The following is a 22772-nucleotide window of genomic DNA, read 5'->3' on the forward strand; positions in this document are numbered from 1 at the left end:
GCGGGCCGGGGGCGGGCGCGTCAAACCGTTTTCGCCGCCTCCGCCCTCACCAGGACCGGGTCGGCACCGGGCCGCCGTCACCCAGTTCGTGCCGGGCCTCGCCGGCCAGCCGGCCGGCCAGGTCGGCCAGCGCCCGCGCGACGGCCAGCTCGTCCCCGACCACCGGCATGGACGGGTCGGCGGGGTTGCGGCGGGCGTGGCCCGCGCCCTCGGCCGTCGTGCCCTCCGGGGTGGTCAGGACCGCCCGTGCCGAAGTGTCGTCGCCGTCCTCGGCGAGTCGGATCCGCACGGTCCACTCCTTGGCTTCCATCTCTCGCCTCCTCCGCCGTACGGCTGCCCGGACGTACGGCGGTAAACCGGATGGCCCGGCTACGGGCGGCGAGGACGGCGCCACCGGTCGTCGGCGCGCAGCCAGGCGGCGTCCCAGTCGGCGTACCTGCGCCGGTCCAGCAGCCGGCGCAGCCCCGCGACCGCCCCCAGCACCAGCAGGCACGCCAGCACCTGGACGAACGCCGCCAGGCCCACGCCGCGCAGGACCACGTCGGTGTGGCGGGCCGGCGGCGTCGTCGGGTCGCCCTCGGGGTCGATCCACAGGGGCACGGTCTGGCCCGCCCGCGTACCGGCCGGGACCTGGACCTGCCCGGTCCTGACCGAGCCCGCCGGAGTGGTCCAGCTCGCCGGCACCGTGGAGGTCGCGGCCTCGCCGAACCCCGGCCGCACAGGCCGCGGCTCCCGCAGCACCGTCGCGGTCACCTGCTGGCGGTGGCCGGGGCCCACGCGGGCGTCGCGCAGGCCGCCCTCGTAGGCGACCCGGCCGGCCAGCACCGCCGGCCAGACGCTGAGCAGGACCAGGAGCACCGCCACTGCCAGCCCGGCGCTCTCCAGCCGGTCGGAGCGGCGGCGCAACGGGTTGCGGTCCGGCCGGTGCCTGCGGATCCGCAGCATCGCGGCGTTCATGACGGCCCTCATCGCGCACCTCCCACGGTCACCTTCCTCCTTCCCGCAGAAACGGCGGGTAGCCCGCCAGGAAGCGGGCTGCCGCGCCGCTCAGCTCCAGGGCGCCGTCGGGTACCAGATGAGGTCGCGGCGGGCCAGGATCCGGACGTCCCAGTACAGAAGGGTGAAGACCCCGGCCACGACCAGCGCCGCGCCGGTGATGAGGGCCAGGCGGGCCGGGGTCGCGGTCAGCCAGCGGTGCGCGCGGCCCCCGGTGGCCAGGGCGAGCAGCATGAACAGGACCGCCATGACGACGATGTTGCCGGCCGACTGGAGCATGAAGGCCAGCGCGCCGTACAGGGGGTAGTGGCTCTCGGCGGCGTCCCTGAAGAGCTGGCGGAACAGCGGGAACGGGCGGCCGATCAGGAAGCCGCCGATCAGCGCGCCCATGACGGCCATGCGGGCGCTCGGGTGGCGGGACAGCGGGTCGGGCAGGTAGCCGAGCGCGGCCAGGCCCAGGTAGAGGAAGGCCAGCCCGATCAGCCCGAACGTGACCATCGCCTGGACCAGGCCGGGGGACAGGGTGCCCGGCGCGGGTCTGGCCGTGGCGAACTGTGGCATGGAGGTGCCGACGATGCCCACCACGACGCCGTACGCGCCGGACACGGTCAGCGCGCCGGCCGCCAGCCAGCCGAGCGGGCGCAGCGTCCCGCGGATCCGGGCGCCGACCGACGGCCTGGCCCCGACCAGGGGCGCGACCGCGCCGAGCGCGGCGATGTTGCACGCGGTGAACGAGCCCGCCAGGCCGGAGGCGAAGGCGAACACGATGCCGGAGAGCGTCCCGGCGATGGGGGTGGCGTCGGCGTCGTGGCCGAGCATCGTGTCGGCGACCGTCGAGCCGATCGTCTGGTCCACGAACTCGGCCGACCACACGACGGTCAGCAGGAATCCGGCGAGGGCGCTGAGCAGCAGCACGAGCCCGCGGCGGCGGGCGGGCGCGGGTTCGACGGCGGGGGTGGCGGCGAGGGGCAGGGTCATGGTGGTTCCCCTTCTCGTCCAGCAGGAGGCGGCGCCCGCACGCGGGCGGGCGCCGGGCGTCCTGGGGGGGTGAACGCGTACGCCGTGCAAGTTCTGTGACGTTCTGTGACGACGGCCTGGACGGTGATCAGAGCAGGGCGCCAGGCCGGCATGGCCGGTTGATGGGAACTCCGAACGGGATATTGCCACGTTTAGCACGAAATTCCGGGTAGTTAAAGCGGCCCCACCGACCGCCGGGCGTCACAGCCTCCTGACCCTGACACCGTCCCCGTTGACCACCCGCTGCGTACGCCCGAGCTGGACGGTGAGCCCCGGCATCCCGGCCAGCGGGCTCACGTCGAGGTCGGCGGGCATGAGGAACAGATTCAGGTTGCGCAGCCCGGGCAGAGCGGCGAGCGGGGACAGGTCGGTGACGCCGGGGCACACGGCCAGGGTCAGGGAGGAGAGCCGCGTCTGCCCGCACAGCGGGGTGAGATCCGTCAGGGCGGGGCAGTGGCGCAGGCGGAGGCGGGTCAGGGAGAAGCGGCCGAGTGCCGCGAGATCGAGCCCGCCGACCTCGTCGAGGGACACGTCGGCGACGGACGGGCAGGTCAGGGAGGCGGCGTCGAGGCAGGCGCCGGCTTCCGTGACGCCGTCCAGCCACAGCTTCTCCAGTCGCCGCATCCCGGCGAAGACCGTCCCGGGGATCGGCAGGCCGTCGCGCCGGAGGTGCAGTGACTCCAGCTGGTCCTGCCGGGCGAGCGGCGCGTGCCAGGCGTCCCGGTCGTCGTCGCGCAGGTCGAGGACGAGCTCCCTCAGGCGCGGCAGACGGTCGAGGAAGGCCGGATCGTCGAGCCGGACTCCCCAGAGCCGCATGGTGCGCAGACGCGGCGACCCGTCCAGGGGGCCGAGGTCCACGGCGTGAGGCGTGGTGTAGAAGTGCAGGCCGAGTTCGGTCAGCCGGGGCAGCGACGCCACCCCGTCCAAGGAGCGGATCGGGGCGTCCTGCACGCTCAGCAGTTGCGTCTGGGGCATGTCGCGGAGGAATCGCAGGTCGGGGAGAGGGGTGGGCACGGTGACGAGCACCTCGGACGCCTTCAGGAGGGCGGCGCTGCGGAGATGGCGGGCGCTGGAGAAGGTGACGTCCTCCATGTCGGCCAGGACCCGCCGGGCGTAGACGTCGGCGTCGAAGTACTCCCAGCCCTGGCGGAGCTGCTCCCGCACCTGCCACCGCGGGTCGGACGCGTAGCCGGCCAGGCGGTCCAGGGCCTCCGGGCCGTTGATCAGAAACGTCGTGCGGACCGTCCACGCCGCGCGGCTCGCCGGCAGGCCCGTCAGGTCGCGGGGCAGGCGGCGCAGGATCTCCTCGCCCGCCGCCGCCAGCAGGGTCGCCTCCTCCTCCGTGCGCGGCGGGACCACCTGCGCCAGGCACGCCTCGAACCGGTCGCGCACCCCGGCCGGGATCTCCTGGACGGTCTCCAGGCACGCCGCCACCAGCAGCCGCAGCCTGCGGGCGTGCTTGCCGCCCTGGTCGGCGCGGTCCAGCAGGCCGCTCAGCAGCTCGCCGCGCAGCCGGCCGTTCGCGTGCCCGGCGGCCATCACCACGACCTCGCGCCACTGGTCCAGGTGCGCCCGCTCGACCGCCGCCTCGACGTCCTCGTCCTCCACGAGCTGCCCGGCGGCCAGGTACTCCTGGACGGTCCGGTGCGCGAAGTCGATCCGGCCGGGCACCGGCTCGCGCAGCACGCCGCTCCGGCGTAACAGGTGTTCGAGCACGTCGGAGGCGGTGTGCGAGACGCGGGTCATCGAGCCGAGCTTCTGCTCGACCCGCCGCAGCGCGGTCGCCTTCGACAACTCGGAACGGCCCATCGACACCAGCCGCCAGGCCAGGTCGCGCAGGATCCACACCTTCTGGCCGGGGTCGAGGGACACGTCGTCGTCGATCCGCCGCTCGGCGTCGCGGCGTTCGAGCAGCAGGCCGAGCACGGCGTCGTAGAAGCCCATCCGGCTGCGCGGGAGCTGGGTGCGGCGGTCGAGGTTGAGCGCGCACAGCATGGCGGCCAGCAGCGGGGTCGAGGCGACCACGCCCAGGTGCGGATTGGACTCCATCCTGGCCAGCAGGGCGACCTCGTAGCCTTCCAGCTCGCCGGGGTCGCACGGCAAGCTCGGGCAGTCGCGTATCGCGACGTGCCACTGACGGATCAGCTCCCGCTGGTCGTCGGGCGTCATGGGCTCCAGCGTGGCCGCCGCGAACCCCTCGTCGGCCAGCCAGCGGGCGTCGGCGGCGGTCGGGCGGGAGGTCACCACGACGCGCAGCTCCGGAAAGGCCGCCAGCAGCCGCGACAGCCACTCCCGTACGGCCGGCCGGTGCCGTACGAGCAGCTCGTCCACGCCGTCGACCAGGAGCAGCCCGCGGCCGGACGCCAGCACGCGCTCCACCCAGCCGCGCGGCATGCGGCCGGCGACCTCCCGCGCGACGTCGTCGAGGAAGTCGGCGGGCGCGGGCAGCCGTCCTGACGAATGGCTCCTCAGCTTGATCATCAGGGGCACACAGCCGTTCCAGGCGGCCAGGTCGCCCGAGAAGCCGCCGCGCGCGGCGGTGACCGCCAGCCAGCGCAGCAGCGTGCTCTTGCCCGAACCCGCGTCGCCGCGCAGCAGCGTGAGCCTGGAGCGGCCGAGCGCCGATTCGATGCGCTCGGTGCCGCGCTCGGCGGGGTGCCCGCCGGTGAGCGCGGCGACCGACAGCCGCTCCGGCGTGCGCGGGCCGCGTTCGCCGGAGGAGACGTTGAGGCTGATGTAGGCGACGCTCAGCGACGTGCGCGGACGGTAGGTCTCCACCCGGACGCCGAACAGCTCGACCTCGTCGAGGGTGCGGCTGGCGAAACCGAGGTAGAGGCGGGCGAACGCGGCGTCGTCCTGGGTGCCCTCGGGGGCCTCCAGCGTGCGTTGCGGCATCCTGGCGAGCAGGCGTTCGACGCCCTCGGCCAGGCTGCTGAGCCGGCCCAGCGTCTCGGTGGCGGCGCGCGGCAGGTACTGGGGGAGCTGACGCATGAGGCCGACCAGGCAGTCGACGGACTCGGCGAGCAGGACGGCGTACAGGCGGTCCTCGGCCTCCCCGAGGCGGGGTTCCGGAAGGGCCGCCAGGATGCGTCCGGCGAGTTTGGCGGGGTCGGCGTCCGACTCGAACAGGGCCTCGTCCGACAGGTCGGCGGCGCGCAGCGCGGCCACGGCCTCCAGCAGGACGGCGGCCCGCGCGGACTCGTCCAGCCCGCGGAACTCCTGCTCGACGAGCCGCGACAGCCGGCCCTCGACGGCCAGCGCGATGCCCTGGAGCTGGTTGTCGATCTTCCGTGGCGCCAGCCGGTCACGGAACCCGCTCTGGACGAGATCCTTCAGCTCACTCGTACGGTCCTTGCGCGCGGCCCGGGTGGCCAGCCATTCGCGCATGGCACGTTCAGCGATGCTCTTCCCAGCAGCGGTCAGGGCCGCCTCGATGCCCGGCATGCCTTCTATATAAGACGATCTTTCCGGTCACGCGGTGAAATCGGCGAAGTCGAACCCCGGCGACACGACGCAGCTCACCAGCACCGCCTCGTCCCCGGCCGGACGCGCGGACTGCCACACGCCGCCGGGCACGACCGCCTGCGGCACCTGCCCCCGCTCCACCAGCGGCCCCAGGACGACGTCCCGGTCGCCGACGGTCAGGCTCAGCGGGCCGCCCCGGTGCCACAGCCACACCTCGTCCGACCTCACCATGTGCGGGACGGACTCCTCACCCGGCTGGAGCAGGAAGTAGATGCCGGTGGCGCTGGCGCGCGGGCCCGGGTAGCCGTCGGGCCGGATCGTGACCGGCGACCGCCAGGTCTCGCGGTACCAGCCGCCCTCCGGATGGGGGAGCAGGTCGAGCTCGGCGGCCACGGGCGGCCGGGCGACGAACGCGACGGGCGCGCCGGTGACGTCGCGCCGCAGGAAACGGGCGCCGTCGAGGACGGCCTGCCCGTCGAACGTCGCGGCCAGCGCCAGGGCGGCCGCCTCGTCGGCGACCTCGGTGGGCGCGCCGTCGGGAAAGATCCTCAGCTCCACATGGCCGATCTTACGAGGAACCGGGAGCGCGGGCCGACCACCTCGCCCACGCCCGTGTTCGCCGGCGCCCGTCGGCGGGGTGCTCGCCGCGCGAACTGTCGGTCGGCCTGGCTAGTCTGCGGCAGGTGATCGAACGGTGGAGCCGTGATCAGGTGCTCGCCCTCGCCCCCGACGCCTCCTCCCAGAAGGCGGCCCAGGGCGTGGCCGCGGCGGGCAAGTGGTCCTCGCGCGGCACGACGGGCAGCGTCCTCTACGGCGAGTGCAAGGGCAGCGGGTCCAAGCCCTACCTGGCGTGCGTCGACCTGAGCGAGCCCGCCTACCGGTGCAGCTGCCCCAGCCGCAAGTTCCCCTGCAAGCACGCGCTGGGCCTGCTGCTGCTGTGGTCGGCCGACGGCGTGCCCGCCGAGGAGGCCGCGCCGCAGTGGGTGACCGAGTGGCTCGACGGCCGCGCCGAGCGCGCCGCCAGGTCCGCGGCCCGCGTCGAGGCGTCCCGCGCCGATGCGGCCGGGGTGGCCGATGGCGAGGCGGCAGGGAAGGAACGGGTGGAGCGGGCCGAGCGGGCGGAGTCGGTGCGGCACGCGCGGGTGGGGGCCGGGCTGGCGGAGCTGGAGCGCTGGCTGGCCGACCAGATCCGCCAGGGCCTGGCCTCCTCCGCCGAGCACGACTGGGACGGCCTGGCCAAGCGCCTCATCGACGCCCAGGCCCCCGGCGTCGCCGGCCTGGTGTCCCGGCTGACCCAGGTGCGCGCCGAGGACGACTGGCCCGGCCGGCTCCTGGAGGAGTACGCGCTGGTCAACCTCCTCGCCGTCGCCTACCGCCGCCGCGCCGACCTTCCCGGGCCCCTGGCGCAGACCGTCCAGATCCGCACCGGTTTCCCCGTCACGAAGGAAGAGGTGCTGGCCGGGCCGGCGGTGCGCGACCACTGGCACGTGCTCGGCGGGCGCGATGACGAGCACGACCGGCTGACCGCCCGCCGCGTCTGGCTCAAGGGCCGGGCGACCGGCCGGGCGGCGCTGATCCTCTCCTTCGCCCCTCAGGGCCAGCCGCTCGACGCCTCCCTGGTCACGGGCACCACGATCGACGCCGACCTCGCCTTCTACCCGGGCGCCGCCCCCCTGCGCGCCCTCGTCGCCGCCCGCCACCCCGCCACGCCTCTCGCGGCAGGGGCCGCCGGGCCGGTCGGGGTGTCGGCCGACGAGGCGCTCGACGAGGTGGCGCGGGTGCTGGCCGAGGATCCCTGGACCGAGTCGTGGCCGGTCGTGCTGGCCGGCGTCGTCCCCGGCCGGGCGTCGGTCGGGGGGCTGCCGTTGCACCCCCGGGCCCGTGACCCCTGGCGGCTGATCGCCGTCTCGGGCGGCCACCCCGTCACGCTGGCCGCCGAATGGACCCCGCAGGGCCTGCGCCCGCTCACCACCTGGGACGACGAAGGAACGGCGGTGATCCTGTGACCTGGGACGACCTGGCCTCCACGGCCCTCGTGGGCACTGACCGCAGGCCGTACGGAGGAGACCTGCTGGCGGCCGCCGCCGTCGAGACGGCCCGGCGGCGCGCGGGCCGCCGCCCGGTCGGGTCCGCGCCGCCGGCGCCCGCCCCCGCCGAGGAGCTGCCCGCCGTCGACCGGCGCGCGGCCGAGCGGCTGGTCCGCATCATGGGCGGCGAGTACGCCCGCCTGCTCCCCGAATGGCTGGCCGCGGCCGCCGCGACCGGCCGCCGGGTGCCCTGCGACGTGCTGCCCGACCTGCTCGAAAGAGGCAGGCGCGACCGCTCGATCCGGGCCCATCTGGGCGTCCTGGCCGGGCAGCGCGGCCGTTGGCTGGCCGGGCTCAACCCGGCGTGGGGCTACCTGCTGGAGGAGCCCACCGGCGAGACGTGGGAGCTGGGCGGCGCCGCCGACCGCCGCGCCCACCTGCGCGCCCTGCGCGCCGCCGACCCCGCCGGGGCCAGGGAGCTGCTGGAGAGCACGTGGGAGCGGGAGACGCCCGACGACCGGGCCGAGTTCGTCGAGCTGCTGGCCGACGGGCTCGGCATGGGCGACGAGCCGTTCCTCGAGGCGGCGCTCGACGACCGCCGCCGCGAGGTCCGCCAGGCCGCCGCCAACCTGCTGACCCGGCTGCCCGGCTCCCGCCTGTCCAGGCGCATGGCCGAGCGGGCGCGGGCCTGCGTGTCGATCTCCGGCTCGACCATCGCCGTCGAGGCGCCCCTGGAGTGCGACCGGGCGATGGAACGCGACGGCGTGCGTCCCAAGCCGCCGCGCGGCATCGGCGAGCGGGCCTGGTGGTTGCAGCAGATCCTGGCCCGCGCCCCGCTGGGCGTCTGGGGCCGGCCGCCGTCCGAGCTGCTCACGATGCGCGTCCCCGAGTGGGACGCCGAGGTGAAGGCCGCCTGGGTGCGGGCCGCGGTGCTGCAGAAGGACCCGGAGTGGGCGCGCGCGATGTTCGGCTGGGACCCGATCGCCGACCTGCTCGAAGCACTCCCGCCGGGCGAGCAGCAGGAGCTCGCCGCCGGCTTCGTCGTCGAGCACGACCTGGACAGCCAGTTGATCATGGTTCTCGGCGGCGTCTCGTCCCAGTGGGGGGAGGGGCTGGCGACGGCCGTCCTCCACAAGATCGTCAAGGTGGCGGCCGTCCAGCCGTGGAACCTCGGCGAGCTGGTCAAGCTGGCGGGCGAGCACATCGACCCCGCCCTGTTCCCGCTGGCCGAGAGCTACTCGCCGGTGGCGCCGATCCAGCAGGTCGCCGCCCTCCTGCGTTTCCGTGCCGACATGTACAAGGAGCTCGCATGACCGTCCTGCGTCCCCACGCCGAAGACCAGTACGCCGAGGAGCTGGCCTACCTGGCCAAGGACGACGACCGTCCCCGGCCCCCCGGCTGGAAGCTGTCGCCCTGGGCGGTGACCCGGTACATCATGGGCGACGGCGACCGCGTCACCCCCAAATACGTCGGCGCCCGCCGCATCGTCGAGGTCGCCGTGGCCACGCTCGCGACCGACCGCGCGCTGCTGCTGCTCGGCGTGCCCGGCACGGCCAAGACGTGGCTGTCGGAGCACCTGGCCGCCGCGGTCAGCGGCGACTCGACGCTGCTCGTCCAGGGCACCGCGGGCACCGCGGAGGAGGCCGTCAGGTACGGCTGGAACTACGCCAGGCTGCTGTCGGAGGGCCCGTCGTTCGAGGCGCTGACCCCCTCGCCGGTGATGCGGGCCATGGCCGAGGGGCGGGTCGCCCGGGTCGAGGAGCTGACCCGCATGCCCTCCGACGTCCAGGACGCGCTGATCACCGTCCTGTCGGAGAAGACGCTGCCGATCCCCGAGCTCAACCGCGAGGTGCAGGCCGAGCGCGGCTTCAACGTCATCGCCACCGCCAACGACCGCGACCGGGGCGTCAACGAGCTGTCCAGCGCCCTGCGCCGCCGGTTCAACACCGTCGTGCTCCCTGTGCCCGCCGACGCCGAGGAGGAGGTGCACATCGTCGCCCGCCGCGTCACCGATCTGGGCCGTGCGCTGGAGCTGCCGGAGACCACCACCGGCCTGGCCGAGATCCGGCGCGTGGTGACCGTCTTCCGCGAGCTGCGCGCCGGCGTCACCGAGGACGGCCGCACCAAGGTCAAGTCGCCCAGCGGCACCCTGTCCACGGCCGAGGCGATCTCGGTGCTCACCAGCGGCATCGCACTGGCCGCCCACTTCGGCGACGGCGTGCTGCGGCCGTCCGACGTGGCGGCCGGGATCGTGGGCGCGGTGGTGCAGGAACCGGTCTCCGACCGGGTGGTGTGGCGCGAGTACCTGGAGACCGTGGTGCGCGAGCGTCCCGACTGGCGCGACTTCTACCGCGCCTGCCGCGAGGTGTCATGAGCACCGTGTCCGTCCTGGGCGTGCGCCATCACGGCCCCGGCTCGGCCCGCGCGCTCCGGCGTGAGCTCGAACGCCTGCGCCCCGACGCGATCCTCGTCGAGGGGCCGCCGGAGGCCGACGCGCTCGTGGCGCTCGCCCCCGACCTGGAGCCGCCGGTCGCGCTGCTCGCGCACGTGCCCGGCGCTCCGGCGAAGGCCGCGTTCTGGCCGTTCGCGGAGTTCTCCCCCGAATGGCAGGCGATCCTGTACGGCGTCGCCGCCGGCGTCCCGGTGCGTTTCTGCGACCTGCCCGCCGCCCACTCCCTGGCCGACGAGGCCGAGGGCGAGGAGGAGGCCGAGGCGGGGGGCGACGGGCTGCGTACCGACCCCATCGGCGCGCTGGCGGCCGCCGCCGGGCACGACGACCCCGAACGCTGGTGGGAGGACGTCGTCGAGCACCGCGGCGACACCCCCTTCGAGGCGATCGCCGAGGCCATGGCCGCCGTGCGCGAGGGGCACGAGCCGACCGGCCGGGAGGCCAGGCGCGAGGCGTACATGCGCAGGACGCTGCGCGCGGCGATCAAGGAGGGGTTCGGCACGATCGCGGTGGTCTGCGGCGCCTGGCACGTGCCCGCGCTGACCGGTCCGCTGCCCCCGGCCTCGGCCGACAACGCGCTGCTGCGCGGGATGCCGAAGGTGAAGGCCGAGCTGACCTGGGTGCCGTGGACGTACGGACGGCTGGCCTCCTGGAGCGGCTACGGCGCGGGCATCACCTCGCCGGGCTGGTACCACCACCTGTTCGCCGCCCCCGACCGGCCGGTCGAGCGCTGGCTCACCGAGGCCGCCGCCGTGCTGCGCGAGGAGGGCCTGCCGGTCTCGTCCGCGCACGTCATCGAGTCCGTGCGCCTGGCCGCGACCCTGGCGGGGCTGCGCGGCAGGCCGCTGGCCGGGCTGGGCGAGGTCACCGAGGCGGCCAGGGCGGTGCTGTGCGAGGGCGACGACCTGGCCGTCGAGCTGATCCAGCGGCGCATGGTCGTCGGCGACCGGCTGGGCCACGTCACCGACGGCACCCCGATGGTCCCGCTCCAGCGCGACCTGCGCGAGCAGCGGCGGCGGCTCAAGCTCCGGCCCGAGGCCCTCGACCGGGAGCTCGACCTCGACCTGCGCAAGCCGCTCGACCTGGAGCGCAGCCACCTGCTGCACCGGCTGCGGATGCTGGAGGTGGGCTGGGGCGCGCCGGGCCAGGCGCGCGGCAAGGGCACGTTCAGGGAGTCGTGGACGCTGCAGTGGCGGCCCGAGCACGACCTCGCGCTCATCGAGCACGCCGCCCTCGGCACCACCGTCGCCGCCGCGGCCGCGCAGCGGGCCCGCGACCTGGCCGGGGCGGCGTCGGCGGCGCTCGCCGACCTGACCGCGCTGGTGGAGCTGTGCCTGCTGGCCGACCTGCCGAAGGCGCTGCCCGGCGTGCTCGCCGCGCTGTCGGCCAAGGCGGCGCTGGACACCGACGTCACGCACCTGATGGCGGCGCTGCCCGCGATGGTGCGCGCCCACCGCTACGGCGACGTGCGCGGCACCTCGGCCGAGGGGCTGGCGGTGATCGTGCGCTCGATGCTCGACCGGATCTGCGTCGGGCTGCCGGTGGCGGTCACCGCGCTCGACGACGACGCGGCGGCCGGGCTGCTGAAGCACGTCGACGCCGTCCACGCCGCCGTCGCCCTCCTCACCGAACCGGCCGCCGAGGCCGCTGATGACGCGGCCGGTGAGGGGGCGTCGCCGCGCGGGCGGTGGCTGGGCACGTTGCGGGGCATCGCCGACCGGCCTGACCTGCACGGTCTCATCGAGGGCCGGCTCACCCGCCTCCTGCTCGACTGCGGCGAGCTCGACGACGCGGGCGACCGCATGTCCAGGGCCATGTCCCGGGGCCAGACCCCGGTCAGGGCGGCGGCCTGGGTCGAGGGCTTCCTGTCCGGTGGCGGCCTGCTCCTGGTGCACGACCCGCGCCTGCTGGGCCTGGTCGACGCCTGGCTGACCGCGCTGCCCGCCGACCAGTTCACCGACGTGCTGCCGCTGCTGCGCCGCACGTTCGGCGGGTTCGCCGCGCCGGAGCGGCGGGCCGTCGGCGAGCGGGTGAGCGCGGCGGGCCGCACGGGCGACTCCGGCGGCGCGGAGCCGGACGTGGACGAGCGGCGCGCGGCGGGAGCCGTGGCGACCGTGCTGGCGATCATCGGGAGAGACCGTGGATGAGCGCATGCGCAGGTGGCGGCTGGTGCTCGGGGGCGGCGACGCCGACGGCACCGGCCGCGCCCTGGAGGGTGCCGACGCGCAGATGGACGCGGCCCTGGCCGCCGTCTACGACCAGGACGGCCGCGAGGGGCAGAGCCGTCGCGAGGGCGGCCTCGGGGCGTCCGCGCCGCGGGTGGCCCGCTGGCTGGGCGACATCCGGACGTACTTCCCGTCCACGGTCGTCCAGGTCATGCAGAAGGACGCGATCGAGCGGCTGAACCTCACCAGGCTGCTGCTCGAACCGGAGATGCTGGAGGCCGTCGAGCCCGACGTGCACCTGGTCGGCACGCTGCTCGCGCTCAACCGGGTCATGCCCGCCCAGGCCCGCGAGTCGGCCAGGGCCGTGGTGCGCAAGGTGGTCCAGGAGCTCGAACGCCGCCTCGCCGACCGTACGCGGGCGGCGGTGACGGGCGCGCTCGACCGTTCCGCGCGTACGCACCGGCCCAAGCGGGTGGCCGACATCGACTGGGACCGCACGATCCGGGCGAACCTCAAGAACTACCTGCCGGAGCGGAACACGGTCGTCCCGTCGCGGCTGGTCGGCTACGCGCGCAGGCAGCGGTCGGTGCAGCGCGAGGTGGTGCTCTGCATCGACCAGAGCGGTTCGATGGCGGCCTCGGTGGTGTATTCGAGCGTGTTCGGGGCGGTCCTGGCCTCGATGCGGTCGCTGAAGACGTCGCTCGTGGTGTTCGACACGGCGGTGGTCGACCTGACCGAGCAGTTGCACGACCCGGTCGAGCTGCTGTTCGGCACCCAGCTCGGCGGCGGCACCGACATCAACAGGGCCATCGCCTACTCCCAGGGTCTCATCACCCGTCCGGCCGACTCGATCTTCGTCCTGATCAGCGACCTGTATGAGGGCGGTGTGCGCGAGGAGATGCTCCGCCGGGTGGCGGCGATGACGCAGGCCGGCGTGCAGGTGATCGTGCTGCTCGCGCTCTCCGACGAGGGCGCGCCCTTCTACGACCACGAGAACGCCGCCGCGCTGGCCGCGATGGGCGTGCCCGCCTTCGCCTGCACCCCCGACGCCTTCCCCGACCTGATGGCCGCCGCCGTCGAACGCCGCGACCTCACCCGGTGGGCCGAGCGTCACGCCGGCGGCTGAGAAAGGCCGAGGCCGCGGCTCCACCCCCGCAGGGGAGCCGCGGCCGGGTCAGCGCTCAGTGGCCGGCCTGTTCGGGGCGGGCCTTGCGCGGCATGAGGAAGGACAGGGCGAAGGTGATCGCCAGCAGCCCGATCTCGACCCAGACGGTCACCTGCATGGCCGAGCCGAAGCTCCACTGATCCTTGAGCAGGTTGAAGAAGAGCGTGCCGAGGACGGCGGTGCCGAGCGCGCCGCCGAGCTGCTGGACGGCGGTCATCGTGCCCGAGGCCGACCCCGACTCGTGCGGCTCGACCCCGGCCAGCACGATGTCGAAGAACGGCGCCATGGTCAGGCCCATGCCGATGCCGACCAGCGCCAGCCCGGGGGCGAGCTGCCAGACGCCGACGTCGGTGCCGGCCAGGTGGATGGTCACCCCGAGCACGGCCGCGCCGGCGGCCATGACGACCACGCCGATCTGCAGCAGGCCGCGGCCCAGCTTCTCCTGGAGCCCGGACATGGCCAGGCCGAAGCCGATCACGCCGCCGACCGCCTGGGGAAGGCTGGCCAGGCCGGCCTTGAGCGGGCTGAAGTGCAGGCCGGCCTGCATGTAGATGCTGAAGACCAGGCTGAGGCCGATCATGCCGGAGAAGAACGCCAGGCCGGCCACCAGGCCGCCGGAGAAGGCCCGCTTGCGGAAGAGGCTGGGGGTGACCAGCGGGTCCTTGCCGGAGGCGGCGCGGCGCGACTCGTACCTGCCGAACAGGGCGAAGACGACCAGCGAGGCGGCCATCGAGACGAACGTCCAGGCGGGCCAGCCGAGCTCGCGGCCCTGGATCAGCGGGTAGATCAGCAGGAATCCGGCGACCGAGACCAGGCCGACGCCGACCAGGTCGAGCCTGGTGGCGTTCGAGAGGCGGTACTCGGGCAGGAAGCGGATGCCGGCCAGCGCGGCGGCCAGGCCGAGCGGCAGGTTGATCAGGAAGATCATGCGCCAGCCGGTGCCGAAGAAGTCGGCGTCGACCAGCCAGCCGGCCAGCACGGGGCCGCCGACCGACGAGATCGTCATGACGGGCCCGAACATGCCGAACGCCTTGCCCATCTCCTGCGGCGGGAACATCTCCTTGATCAGGCCGAGGCCCTGGGGCAACATCACGGCGCCGAACAGGCCCTGCAACACCCGGCTGGCGATCAGCATCTCGGGGCTGCCCGCCACGCCGCACAGCAGCGAGGCGGCGGTGAACCCGAAGGCGCCGATGAGGAACATGCGCTTGCGGCCGAACAGGTCGCCGAGCCGTCCGCCGGTGACCAGGCCGACGGCCATGGCCAGCGTGTAGCCGGCGCCGAGCCACTGCACGAGGCTGTCGCTGCCGCCCAGGTCGGCGCGGATGGTGGGGGCGGCGATCGTGGTGATCAACGCGTCGAGCAGGTCCATCACCTCGGCGGCGAGGATCACGAAAAGGGCGGCCCAGCGCCACCGGTAGGGCGCGACGGCCTCCGTGGCCTGCGCCGAGTTGGTCACTGTCATCGGGGGAACTCCTTAAGAACGCTGTTCTTGATACGAACACTGTTCGTTACGAACACCGTTTTAGTAGCGAACGCCGTTCGTGTCAAGTACAGTGTTCGCCATGGGGAGCAAGGAAGAAGCCGTGCCGGTGCCGCCGTGGCGCAAGTCCCGCAAGCCCGCGCCGATCAGGCGGCAGCTCAGCCAGGACCTCATCGTCGAGGCCGGGCTGCGCGTCCTCGACGCCGAAGGGCTCGACGCGCTGAGCATGAGACGCGTCGCCCAGGAGCTCGACACCGGCCCCGCCTCCTTGTACGCGCACGTCGCGAACAAGGAGGAGCTGCTCGAACTCGTCTACGACCGCGTCCTCGGCGAGATCCGGCTGCCCGAGCGCGACCCCGGCCGGTGGAAGGACCAGCTCAGGGCGTACGCGCTGGAGGTCTACCGGGTGCTGAACAAGCACGCCGAGGTCGCCAGGGCGGCCCTGGCGAACATCCCCACGGGCGAGAACTCGCTGCGCACCGGCGAGTTCGTGTACGGGCTGATGGTGGAGGCCGGGATGCCGCCGCGCGAGGCCGCCCTGTGCCTCGACCGCCTGTCCCTCTACCTCATCGGCGACGCCTACGAGGGCTCGGTGCACATCAGCCGGCTGCGCGCCTCGGACATGTCCACGCCCGAGGAGTACTTCACCGCGTTCGCGACCCAGATCGCCGACTACTACCGCGCCCTGCCGCGCGACCGCTTCCCGTACCTGGTCGAGCACATCGACGACCTGATCGCCGCCGACGGCGAGGAACGTTTCCGCTACGGCCTCGAACTGCTCCTCGACGGCATCGAGTCCCGCATGCCTTAGGCCCAATTGCCTAGGCCCCGCGCCCGATGTGCCGACGCGCGGTTCCCCCTACTTTTACGGTCATGACAACGACTGTTGAACCGATCGAAGACGTCGCCCCGGCCCCGGCCGGCGTGCTGTCCGCGCAGTACCGGGCGCTCAGCGTCGGCCTGGTCGCGCTCGTCATGCTGGTGGCCTTCGAGGCGATGGCGGTGGCGACCGCGATGCCCATCGTGGCCGGCGACCTGGGCGGCATGGCCCTGTACAACCTGGCCTTCAGCGCCACCCTGGCGGCCAGCGTGATCGCGACCGTGCTCGGCGGCCGGTGGAGCGACGTGCGGGGGCCGGTGCAGCCGATCGCCGTCGGCGTGGCCACCTTCGTGGCCGGGCTCCTGGTGGCCGGATTCGCGCCGACGATGGAGGTGCTGGTCGCGGGCCGTTTCGTGCAGGGGCTCGGCGCTGGGTTGATCCAGGTCTCCCTGTACGTACTGGTCGCCCGGGTCTTCCCGGGGGCCATGCATCCCAAGGTGTTCGCCTTGTTCTCGGCCGCCTGGGTGGTGCCCTCCATGATCGGCCCGGCCATCGCCGGGTTCGTCGTGGAGAACGTGAGCTGGCGGTGGATCTTCCTCGGCGTCTCCGCCCTGGTCATCCCCTCGGCCCTGCTGTTGTGGCGCGGCACCGCCGGCCGTTCGGCCGAGCGCGGCTCCGCCGAACCCGCCCCCGGCCTCGGCCGCAAGCTCGTCTGGGCCATGCTGACCGCCGTCGCCGCCGCCCTCATCCAGTACGGCAGCGCCCTGGAGCTGGCCGGCCTGCCGCTGCTCGTGGCCGGTATCGTCCTGCTGGTCGTGGCCCTGCCCAAGCTGCTGCTGCCCGGCTCGCTGCGCGCCGCCCGCGGCCTGCCGACCGCTCCCGTGCTGCGCGGCCTGGCCTACGGCTCGCTCATGGCCGCCGAGGTGCTCATCCCGCTCATGCTGATCCACGAGCGCGGCCTGACCGCCACCGGCGCGGGCGTCGTCCTCACGGTGGGCGCGCTCGGCTGGTCCACCGGCTCCTGGATCAAGGGCCGCGGCACGATCAGCCACATGACCGCCATCCGCGGCGGCGCCGCGATGATCGCCGTCGGCATCACGCTGGTGTCGCTCGTGCTCGTCGACTCCCTGCCCATCGCGGTCGCCTACGTCGCCATGGCCATCTCCGGCCTCGGCATCGGCGCTCTGCACCCCACGGTGTCCGTGCTGGTGCTGGAGATGTCCAAGGAGGGCGAGGAGGGGCAGAACAGCGCGGCCGTGGGCGTCGGTGAGTCGGTGTTCACCGTGGTCGCCGTCGCGGTCAGCGGCGCCCTGTTCACCGCCACCGGCGAGAACTACGCCGTGGGGCTCGGATTCACCGTCGTGCTCGCCGTCCTGGCCTTCGTGCTGGCCCCCCGTTTTGTGCAGTCCGCCAAGGCAGGCACTATGGAAGGGACCGCGTCATAGTGATGAGAACGTCAAAGTGCTGAGAACGCTGCCAAACGCATCGGCGTGGACGGCCTTCACCAGGCGCGACGACTCTCTCGTCATGGCTAAAGGGGGGTTCTCATGCCGCGAGTGCGGGAGCTGGAGGTCTTCCGGCTGGTCCTGCCGTACGGCGCGAGGACGGAGAGCCTGCTCGTCAAGCTCACCGACCACGGCGGCATGACCGGCTGGGGCGAGGCCGTCTCACCCGAGCCCAAAGCCTGGTCGCGGCTGGAGGAGTCACTGGCCGCGCTGCTGATCGGCGTCGACTGGGAGCACCCCGACGCCGTGCCGAGCGGCGACCCGGCCGTCGACATGGCCTGCTGGGACCTGTGGACCAGGATGCGCGGCGTGCCGCTCGCGCACGCCATCGGCGGCACCCGAACCTCGGTGATGGCCACCGTGCGGCTGGCGCCCGACCCGTCCGTCGAGAGCCTGGTCGCCCGCGTCAACCAGCAGGTCTGCGCCGGTTACGGGCACGTCACCCTCGACATCAGGCCCGGCTGGGACGTCGAGCCCGTACGCGCGGTGCGGCAGGCCTACCCCGCGCTGACCCTGGCCGTCGACGGCGGCAACGCCTACTCCGACCTCGGTCAGCTCGTCGCCCTCGACTCCTACGGCCTTGAGGTCATCGAGCGGCCCTTCCCGCTCGGCGACGTCCACGCGCACGCCGCGCTGCAGGACGACGTGTCCGCCTCGGTCGCCGTCGAGGTGCGCTCGACCGCGGAGCTGGACGACTACCTGACCCTGCGCGCCGCCAGGGTCCTCCTGCTGCGGCCCACCGCCTTCCCGTCGCTCTCGGAGGCCCGCCGGGCGCACGACCGCGCCGCCGCCGCGGGCTGGGACATCCAGTGCACGGGCGGTCAGGGAGCGGGCCTGGCCAGGGCGGCCACGGTGGCGGTCGCGAGCCTGCCGGGCTGCACGCTGCCGTGCGACGTCACCCAGCCGCCCAAGCAGAACCAGATCGTCACGCCGCTGGTCGGCGCGAACGCGGGCGTCATCGCCGTCCCGCTCACCCAGCCCGGCCTGGGCCACACGATCGACGAGAGCCGCCTGAGCCGCCTCGCCAAGGAGTCGTTCCACGCATGACCGCCCCTGACCCCGCCGCCGACTCCGACCCCGACTCCGACGCCCGGCGGCTGGCCGCCCGGTCGCTCGCGGACGGCGATCCGACCGGCTGGTTCGAGCGCCTCTACGCCGAGTCGGCGACCGGCGACGCGATCGTGCCGTGGGACACGCGTACCCCGCACTTCCTGCTCGTGGAGTGGGCCGCCGACCGGAAGCCCGGCGACGGGCGGGCGCTCGTGGTGGGCGCGGGCCTGGGCGACGACGCCGAGCACGTGGCCGCCCTCGGTTACGCGACGGTCGCCTTCGACGTCAGCGAGTCGGCCGTGCGCCTGGCCCGCGAGCGTTTCCCGGACAGTGCCGTCGAGTACGTCACCGCCGACCTGCTCGACCCGCCCGCCGACTGGCGGCACGCCTTCGACCTGGTCGTGGAGATCATGACGGTGCAGGCCCTGCCCGAGGCGCTGCACGCCCCCGCCACCGAGAGCGTCGCCGCGTTCGTCCGTCCCGGGGGCACGCTGCTGGTGATCGCGTCGGGCCGCGAGCACGGCGGCCCGGTCGGCGGCCCGCCGTGGCCGCTGACGCCGTCGGAGATAGCGGCGTTCGCGACCGGCGGGCTGACGGCGGAGCGGATCGAGGACCTGCGCGACGGCGGTCGCCACCGCTGGCGCGCCACCTTCCGCCGCCCCCGCTGACCCGCGTCCTGAGCGTCCGGCGGGATTCTCAGGACACCTCGTACAGCGTCTCCATCGCCAGCCGCTCGCGTTCGGCCAGGTCGTACAGCAGCGACCCGGCCTCGTCGAGCGGCTGCTGCCGGCCCGTCTCCCCGGCCTGGGCCAGCAGGTCCGCCACCTGGCTCCACTTGGGCGCCAGCGCCATGTACGCCTGGCAGGCCGTCTCCAGGGCCTTGCCGGGCGCGATCGTCTGGGCCTCGGCCAGGAACTCGGTGTAGAGGTTGCGGAAGAACGCGCCGCCGGTGCCGCCCCGCTCCATGAGGTTGGCCGTACGCGTGAGCTGCGCGGTCGGCCCGCGTTCCAGCCAGGTGGGGACGAGCGCGGCGGCCTGCTCGATGCCCCGGTAGCCGACGTTCCTCATCGCCGGGTTGAGGAAGGCGGCGGCGGTGGACCGGACGGCCTCCTTGATGGCGTACGGCAGGTCGGGCTCGGCGCACGGCCCCACCGTGTACGACAGGTTGTGCGCCGTCATCGGCCCGGTCGCCGCGCGGGCGCGTTCGAGCGAGTCGAGCGGCACCTGGTTGCGGGTGCCCTGCTGGGCGGTGTCCACGAGGTGGGCGTGGCCCTCGTCGTAGCCGACCATCGCGACGTAGTGGCCGCCGAAGTGGTAGGGCGTCCTGATGTAGTCGAGGTGGTAGCAGTCGAGCCGGAGCCCGACGGGGGTGCCCTCGTCGAGGTGGCGGCGTACGTTCGACCAGGCCGTGATGGGGGAGGACGTCTCCTGCGTGTCCAGCGTGAACCCGAGCGCCGAGGCCAGCTTCTCGGTGATCGCGTGCGGCTTGACCCGGCCGCCGATCAGCGGGACGTCCAGCGAGCCGCTGTCCCAGTAGACGAAGCTCAGCCCCTCGCCCAGCCCGAACAGCATCGACTCAGACAACTCCACGCCCGCGTGCCGCAGCAGGGTGCCGGCGGTGGTCGTCTCGCAGTGACGCCCTTCAAAGGGCGGGACCAGATCGATGAGCACAAGCCAAGTGTGCCGGATGACCTGCGGATTCACCCGTCGGCGGCTCCGGCGCGCCCGGAAAACCGGTGGATGCCCCCCGAGGTGCTCACGCGATGATGGGCGCATGACCACGTTGATCGAACGCCCTGCCCGCACCGGCGCGGAACGGCTGCCCGGCGGCCGGCTGCTGGGCTGGGCCGAATGGGGGCCGGCGGACGGGACGCCGGTCCTGCTCTCCCCGGGGGCCGCCACGAGCCGCCGGCTCGGCATGGGCGCGGCGGCGCCCGGCGACCTCGGCGTGCGCCTGATCTCCCTCGACCGGCCCGGGCTGGGCGCCTCCACCCCCGCGCCGGGCCGCACGTTCGCGGACTTCGCCGCCGACGTGGAGGTCTTCGCCGGGCGTCTGGGCCTCGGGCGTCCCGCCATGGTCGGCAACTCGCAGGGCGCGCCGTTCGCGCTGGCCTGCGCCGCCGCCGGCGTGGTCGGCGCGCTGGCCCTGGTCTCCGCCGCCGACGAGGTGGCCGCCCCGCGCTTCGCCGACGCGCTGCCCGACGAGCTGCGGCGGCTGACGGAGCTGTCCACGCACGACCCGCAGGCCGCCGAGCAGGTCTTCGCGGGCTTCACCCCGCAGGCCATGTGGGACCTGGTGATGGGCGGCAGCCCCGCCTGCGACCTGGCCGTCTACCAGGGCCCGGAGTTCGCCGACGGGTACCGCGAGGCGCTGGGGGAGGCGTTCGCACAGGGGCCGGCCGGTTACGCCCGCGACACCGTCCTGGCGATGGGCCGCTGGGGCATCGACCTGTCGTCGATCACGGTGCCGGTCGACGTCTGGTACGGCGAGCATGACGCCACCCACTCGCCCGACCAGGGGGAGGGGCTGACCGCCCGCATCCCGGGAGCCGTGCGGCACGTCGTGCCCGGCGTCGGCGGCGCCCTGCTGTGGACGCACCCCCACCGGATCCTGCGCGCCCTCCTGGAACGCCTTCCGGCCTCAGCCGCCCGTTGAGCCCTGACCGAAGGTGATCACCATGTACCGGCCGTTAGAGTAGCTGACGACGGGCCGCCCGAGCAGCTCGCCCACCTTGCGGGCGACCTCCTGGAACACCTCCACCAGCTCCGGGGTGTCGGCGCTCACCCTGAACCGCCCGTTCTCGGTGAGCTGCTGGGCCACCAGGGGGACGAAGCCGGCCTCGGCCCGCGCTCTCTCGTCGGCGTCGAGAGGGGTGTGCCGGATGGCGGGTGACGTGCCGAGGGGGTGGGACATCGCGAATCTCCTCCAGATTTGCCGGTCCGTCCAGGATGCCATCGGTGACCGGGGCTCCGGAGCGTCTCGCGCGGACTCAGCCCGCCCCGCACCCCTCGGTGAGCCCCTTCGTCGGCGGCCCGGACTTCCCCGGTTCGGCGGACTTGCCGGGCTTGGGGGAGGACGTGCCGTCCGACGCCGACGGGCCGGCCGACGGGGTCGCCGAGGCCGCGACGTCCGAAGGGGGCGCCGAGGCCGCGACGTCCGAAGGGGTCGCCGAGGCCGCGACGGCGGACGTGGCCGCGGTCGAGTCGCGGACGGCCTTGGCGGTCAGCTCGCGGATCTTGTCCCAGTCGGGGTAACCGGTGCTGATCAGCGGCGGCACGAACTGCAGGCTCGTCACCTTCGCGTTCTTGACCTTGAGCGCCAGCGGCACCAGGTTCGTCAGCATCGAGCGCGGGATGTCGGTCCTGATCAGCTCCTTGGCGGCCAGCGCGATCCGGTTGAACCGGGCCAGCACGGTCGCCGGGTCGGCCTGGCCCAGCAGCGCGCCGAGCACGCAGCGCTGCCGCCGCATCCTGGTGTAGTCGTCGCTGAACGTGCGCGAGCGGGCGTACCACATCGCGTCGGCGCCCTTGAGCTTCCTGGTGCCGGCCTTGACCAGGCCCTCGTTGTACTTGCCGAACACGACGTCCTGCTCGACGGTGATGGTGATGCCGCCGATGGCGTCGATGAGACGGGCGAAGCCCCACATGTTGACCAGGGCGTACCAGTCGATCTCCAGGCCGAGGGTGTAGCCGATGGTCTCCATGAGCACCTGCGGGCCCTGGTGCCGGCGGCCGCCGAAGATCTCCGGGTGGGCGTCGGCGTACTCCCAGACGCTGTTGAGCAGGTCGCTGCGGCCGCCGCCGGGGTCGGCCGGCAGGCGGAAGCCGCCGGGGAACCGCTGGGCCATGGGCGTGCCGGGGCGGAAGCGCACGTTCTCCAGGTTGCGCGGCAGGCTGACCAGCACGGTGTTGCCGGACTTCACGTCGATGCTGGCCACGTTCATGCTGTCGGTGCGCACGCCGGTGCGGTTGTCGTCGGCGTCGCCGCCGAGGAGCAGGAGGTTGACCCGCTCCCGCCCGGTCCACGGGTCCTCCGGCGGCTTCTGCCCGGCCTGGACGGGGGACTCGACCGGCTCGGGGCCGGTGAAGATGTCGCCGAGGGTCTTCTGGTAGGTCCACACGTTGTTCGCGACCACCCCGAACGGCACCACCACCACGACGGCGAGCAGCCCGGCCAGCGTGCCGGCCAGGATCTGGCCGCTCTGCGGCAGCCGTCCGGGACGCAGCACCACGAAGGAGTGCACGATCACGACGAACCAGGCGACGCCCAGCGACACGGCCCCGACGACGATCGCGGTCAGCCACGAGTCCTGGGTCAGCGAGCCCAGCAGGTTGTCGGTCGTCAGGGCCACCGCCAGCAGTGCGAACAGCCCGGCGACGTAGCACGAGAGCAGGATCAGGCCGGTCCGGCGCCGGCCGGCGCGCAGATGGGCGGCCCCGGGCGCCAGCGCCGAGAGCGCCAGCCAGCCGAGGACCGCCGCCGCGCTCACCGGTCTCCTGCCCTGCATGCCATCCTGCACGCCATCCCCGTTTCCCCGAAGTCCACCGTAACCCGCAGGCACGAACAGCGCGGGCAGCCTACGCATTGGATGCGAAATATGTCTTTATCGGAGGGTGAACATCGGTAACC

General features: G+C 73.8%; 19 protein-coding genes. 10 read left to right on the forward strand and 9 right to left on the reverse strand.

Going from position 1 to position 22772, the window contains the following annotated elements; translation table 11 throughout:
* Nucleotides 1-46: 46 nt before the first annotated feature.
* The 5 genes from ACWCSU_RS08595 to ACWCSU_RS08615 all read right to left on the reverse strand — a co-directional run bounded on the left by ACWCSU_RS08595 (nt 47) and on the right by ACWCSU_RS08615 (nt 6036).
* Nucleotides 47-289, reverse strand: a complete 243-nt coding sequence (locus ACWCSU_RS08595) for a dsRBD fold-containing protein (protein WP_449934497.1) — start codon at nt 287-289, stop codon at nt 47-49.
* Nucleotides 290-369: 80 nt separating this feature from the next.
* Nucleotides 370-969 (reverse strand): Rv1733c family protein, encoded by a 600-nt coding sequence (locus tag ACWCSU_RS08600; RefSeq protein ID WP_357701263.1) that lies wholly within the window; start codon nt 967-969, stop codon nt 370-372.
* A 78-nt stretch (nt 970-1047) separates the two neighbouring features.
* Nucleotides 1048-1974, reverse strand: coding sequence for a hypothetical protein (locus tag ACWCSU_RS08605; RefSeq protein WP_449934500.1), 927 nt, complete (start codon nt 1972-1974; stop codon nt 1048-1050).
* 240 nt (nt 1975-2214) lie between these two features.
* On the reverse strand, nt 2215-5457 hold the full coding sequence (locus ACWCSU_RS08610; protein ID WP_449934502.1) for an NACHT N-terminal Helical domain 1-containing protein: 3243 nt from the start codon (nt 5455-5457) through the stop codon (nt 2215-2217).
* Nucleotides 5458-5484: 27 nt separating this feature from the next.
* Entirely contained in the window at nt 5485-6036 is a 552-nt protein-coding gene (locus tag ACWCSU_RS08615) for a cupin domain-containing protein (RefSeq protein WP_357701257.1), read from the reverse strand.
* Nucleotides 6037-6161: 125 nt separating this feature from the next.
* On the opposite strand from ACWCSU_RS08615, the gene ACWCSU_RS08620 reads away from it, so the two are divergent.
* From ACWCSU_RS08620 to ACWCSU_RS08640, 5 genes are read left to right on the forward strand one after another with little or no spacing between them, the layout of a single operon-like run.
* Nucleotides 6162-7484 carry an SWIM zinc finger family protein gene (locus tag ACWCSU_RS08620; protein WP_364089661.1) on the forward strand — a complete coding sequence of 441 codons (1323 nt, stop codon included), beginning with the start codon at nt 6162-6164 and terminating at the stop codon, nt 7482-7484.
* Nucleotides 7481-8818, forward strand: coding sequence for a DUF5691 domain-containing protein (locus ACWCSU_RS08625; RefSeq protein WP_449934506.1), 1338 nt, complete (start codon nt 7481-7483; stop codon nt 8816-8818). Before ACWCSU_RS08620 ends, ACWCSU_RS08625 begins: the two co-directional genes overlap by 4 nt.
* Nucleotides 8815-9879 (forward strand): ATP-binding protein, encoded by a 1065-nt coding sequence (locus ACWCSU_RS08630; protein WP_449934508.1) that lies wholly within the window; start codon nt 8815-8817, stop codon nt 9877-9879. The genes ACWCSU_RS08625 and ACWCSU_RS08630 overlap by 4 nt, the downstream gene beginning before the upstream one ends.
* Entirely contained in the window at nt 9876-12101 is a 2226-nt protein-coding gene (locus tag ACWCSU_RS08635; protein WP_449934510.1) for a DUF5682 family protein, read from the forward strand. The genes ACWCSU_RS08630 and ACWCSU_RS08635 overlap by 4 nt, the downstream gene beginning before the upstream one ends.
* 4 nt (nt 12102-12105) lie before the next feature.
* Nucleotides 12106-13245 (forward strand): VWA domain-containing protein, encoded by a 1140-nt coding sequence (locus ACWCSU_RS08640; RefSeq protein ID WP_357701348.1) that lies wholly within the window; start codon nt 12106-12108, stop codon nt 13243-13245.
* Between the two features lie 55 nt (nt 13246-13300).
* On the opposite strand, the gene ACWCSU_RS08645 is transcribed toward ACWCSU_RS08640, so the two are convergent.
* Entirely contained in the window at nt 13301-14749 is a 1449-nt protein-coding gene (locus ACWCSU_RS08645) for an MFS transporter (RefSeq protein WP_357701247.1), read from the reverse strand.
* A gap of 100 nt (nt 14750-14849) precedes the next feature.
* On the opposite strand from ACWCSU_RS08645, the gene ACWCSU_RS08650 reads away from it, so the two are divergent.
* The 4 genes from ACWCSU_RS08650 (at nt 14850) to ACWCSU_RS08665 (ending at nt 18810) form a co-directional block, all read left to right on the forward strand.
* Nucleotides 14850-15578: a TetR/AcrR family transcriptional regulator gene (locus ACWCSU_RS08650; protein WP_449934512.1), complete on the forward strand. Its 729-nt coding sequence runs from the start codon at nt 14850-14852 to the stop codon at nt 15576-15578.
* Between the two features lie 62 nt (nt 15579-15640).
* Nucleotides 15641-17032, forward strand: coding sequence for an MFS transporter (locus ACWCSU_RS08655; protein ID WP_364089643.1), 1392 nt, complete (start codon nt 15641-15643; stop codon nt 17030-17032).
* A gap of 102 nt (nt 17033-17134) precedes the next feature.
* Nucleotides 17135-18139, forward strand: a complete 1005-nt coding sequence (locus ACWCSU_RS08660) for an enolase C-terminal domain-like protein (RefSeq protein WP_357701241.1) — start codon at nt 17135-17137, stop codon at nt 18137-18139.
* Nucleotides 18136-18810 (forward strand): class I SAM-dependent methyltransferase, encoded by a 675-nt coding sequence (locus ACWCSU_RS08665; RefSeq protein ID WP_449934516.1) that lies wholly within the window; start codon nt 18136-18138, stop codon nt 18808-18810. Before ACWCSU_RS08660 ends, ACWCSU_RS08665 begins: the two co-directional genes overlap by 4 nt.
* A 28-nt stretch (nt 18811-18838) precedes the next feature.
* On the opposite strand, the gene ACWCSU_RS08670 is transcribed toward ACWCSU_RS08665, so the two are convergent.
* On the reverse strand, nt 18839-19813 hold the full coding sequence (locus tag ACWCSU_RS08670; protein ID WP_449934518.1) for a BtrH N-terminal domain-containing protein: 975 nt from the start codon (nt 19811-19813) through the stop codon (nt 18839-18841).
* Between the two features lie 103 nt (nt 19814-19916).
* Between ACWCSU_RS08670 and ACWCSU_RS08675 the strand changes: the two genes are divergently transcribed.
* Nucleotides 19917-20798 (forward strand): alpha/beta fold hydrolase, encoded by an 882-nt coding sequence (locus tag ACWCSU_RS08675; RefSeq protein ID WP_357701236.1) that lies wholly within the window; start codon nt 19917-19919, stop codon nt 20796-20798.
* Here the strand turns inward: ACWCSU_RS08675 and ACWCSU_RS08680 are convergent.
* Both ACWCSU_RS08680 and ACWCSU_RS08685 read right to left on the reverse strand, forming a co-directional pair.
* Nucleotides 20784-21056, reverse strand: a complete 273-nt coding sequence (locus ACWCSU_RS08680; protein WP_449934520.1) for a hypothetical protein — start codon at nt 21054-21056, stop codon at nt 20784-20786. The genes ACWCSU_RS08675 and ACWCSU_RS08680 overlap by 15 nt on opposite strands.
* 76 nt (nt 21057-21132) lie before the next feature.
* Entirely contained in the window at nt 21133-22650 is a 1518-nt protein-coding gene (locus ACWCSU_RS08685) for an LCP family protein (protein ID WP_449934522.1), read from the reverse strand.
* Nucleotides 22651-22772 lie beyond the last annotated feature (122 nt).

The sequence above is a fragment of the Nonomuraea sp. NPDC001699 genome, assembly GCF_053596455.1.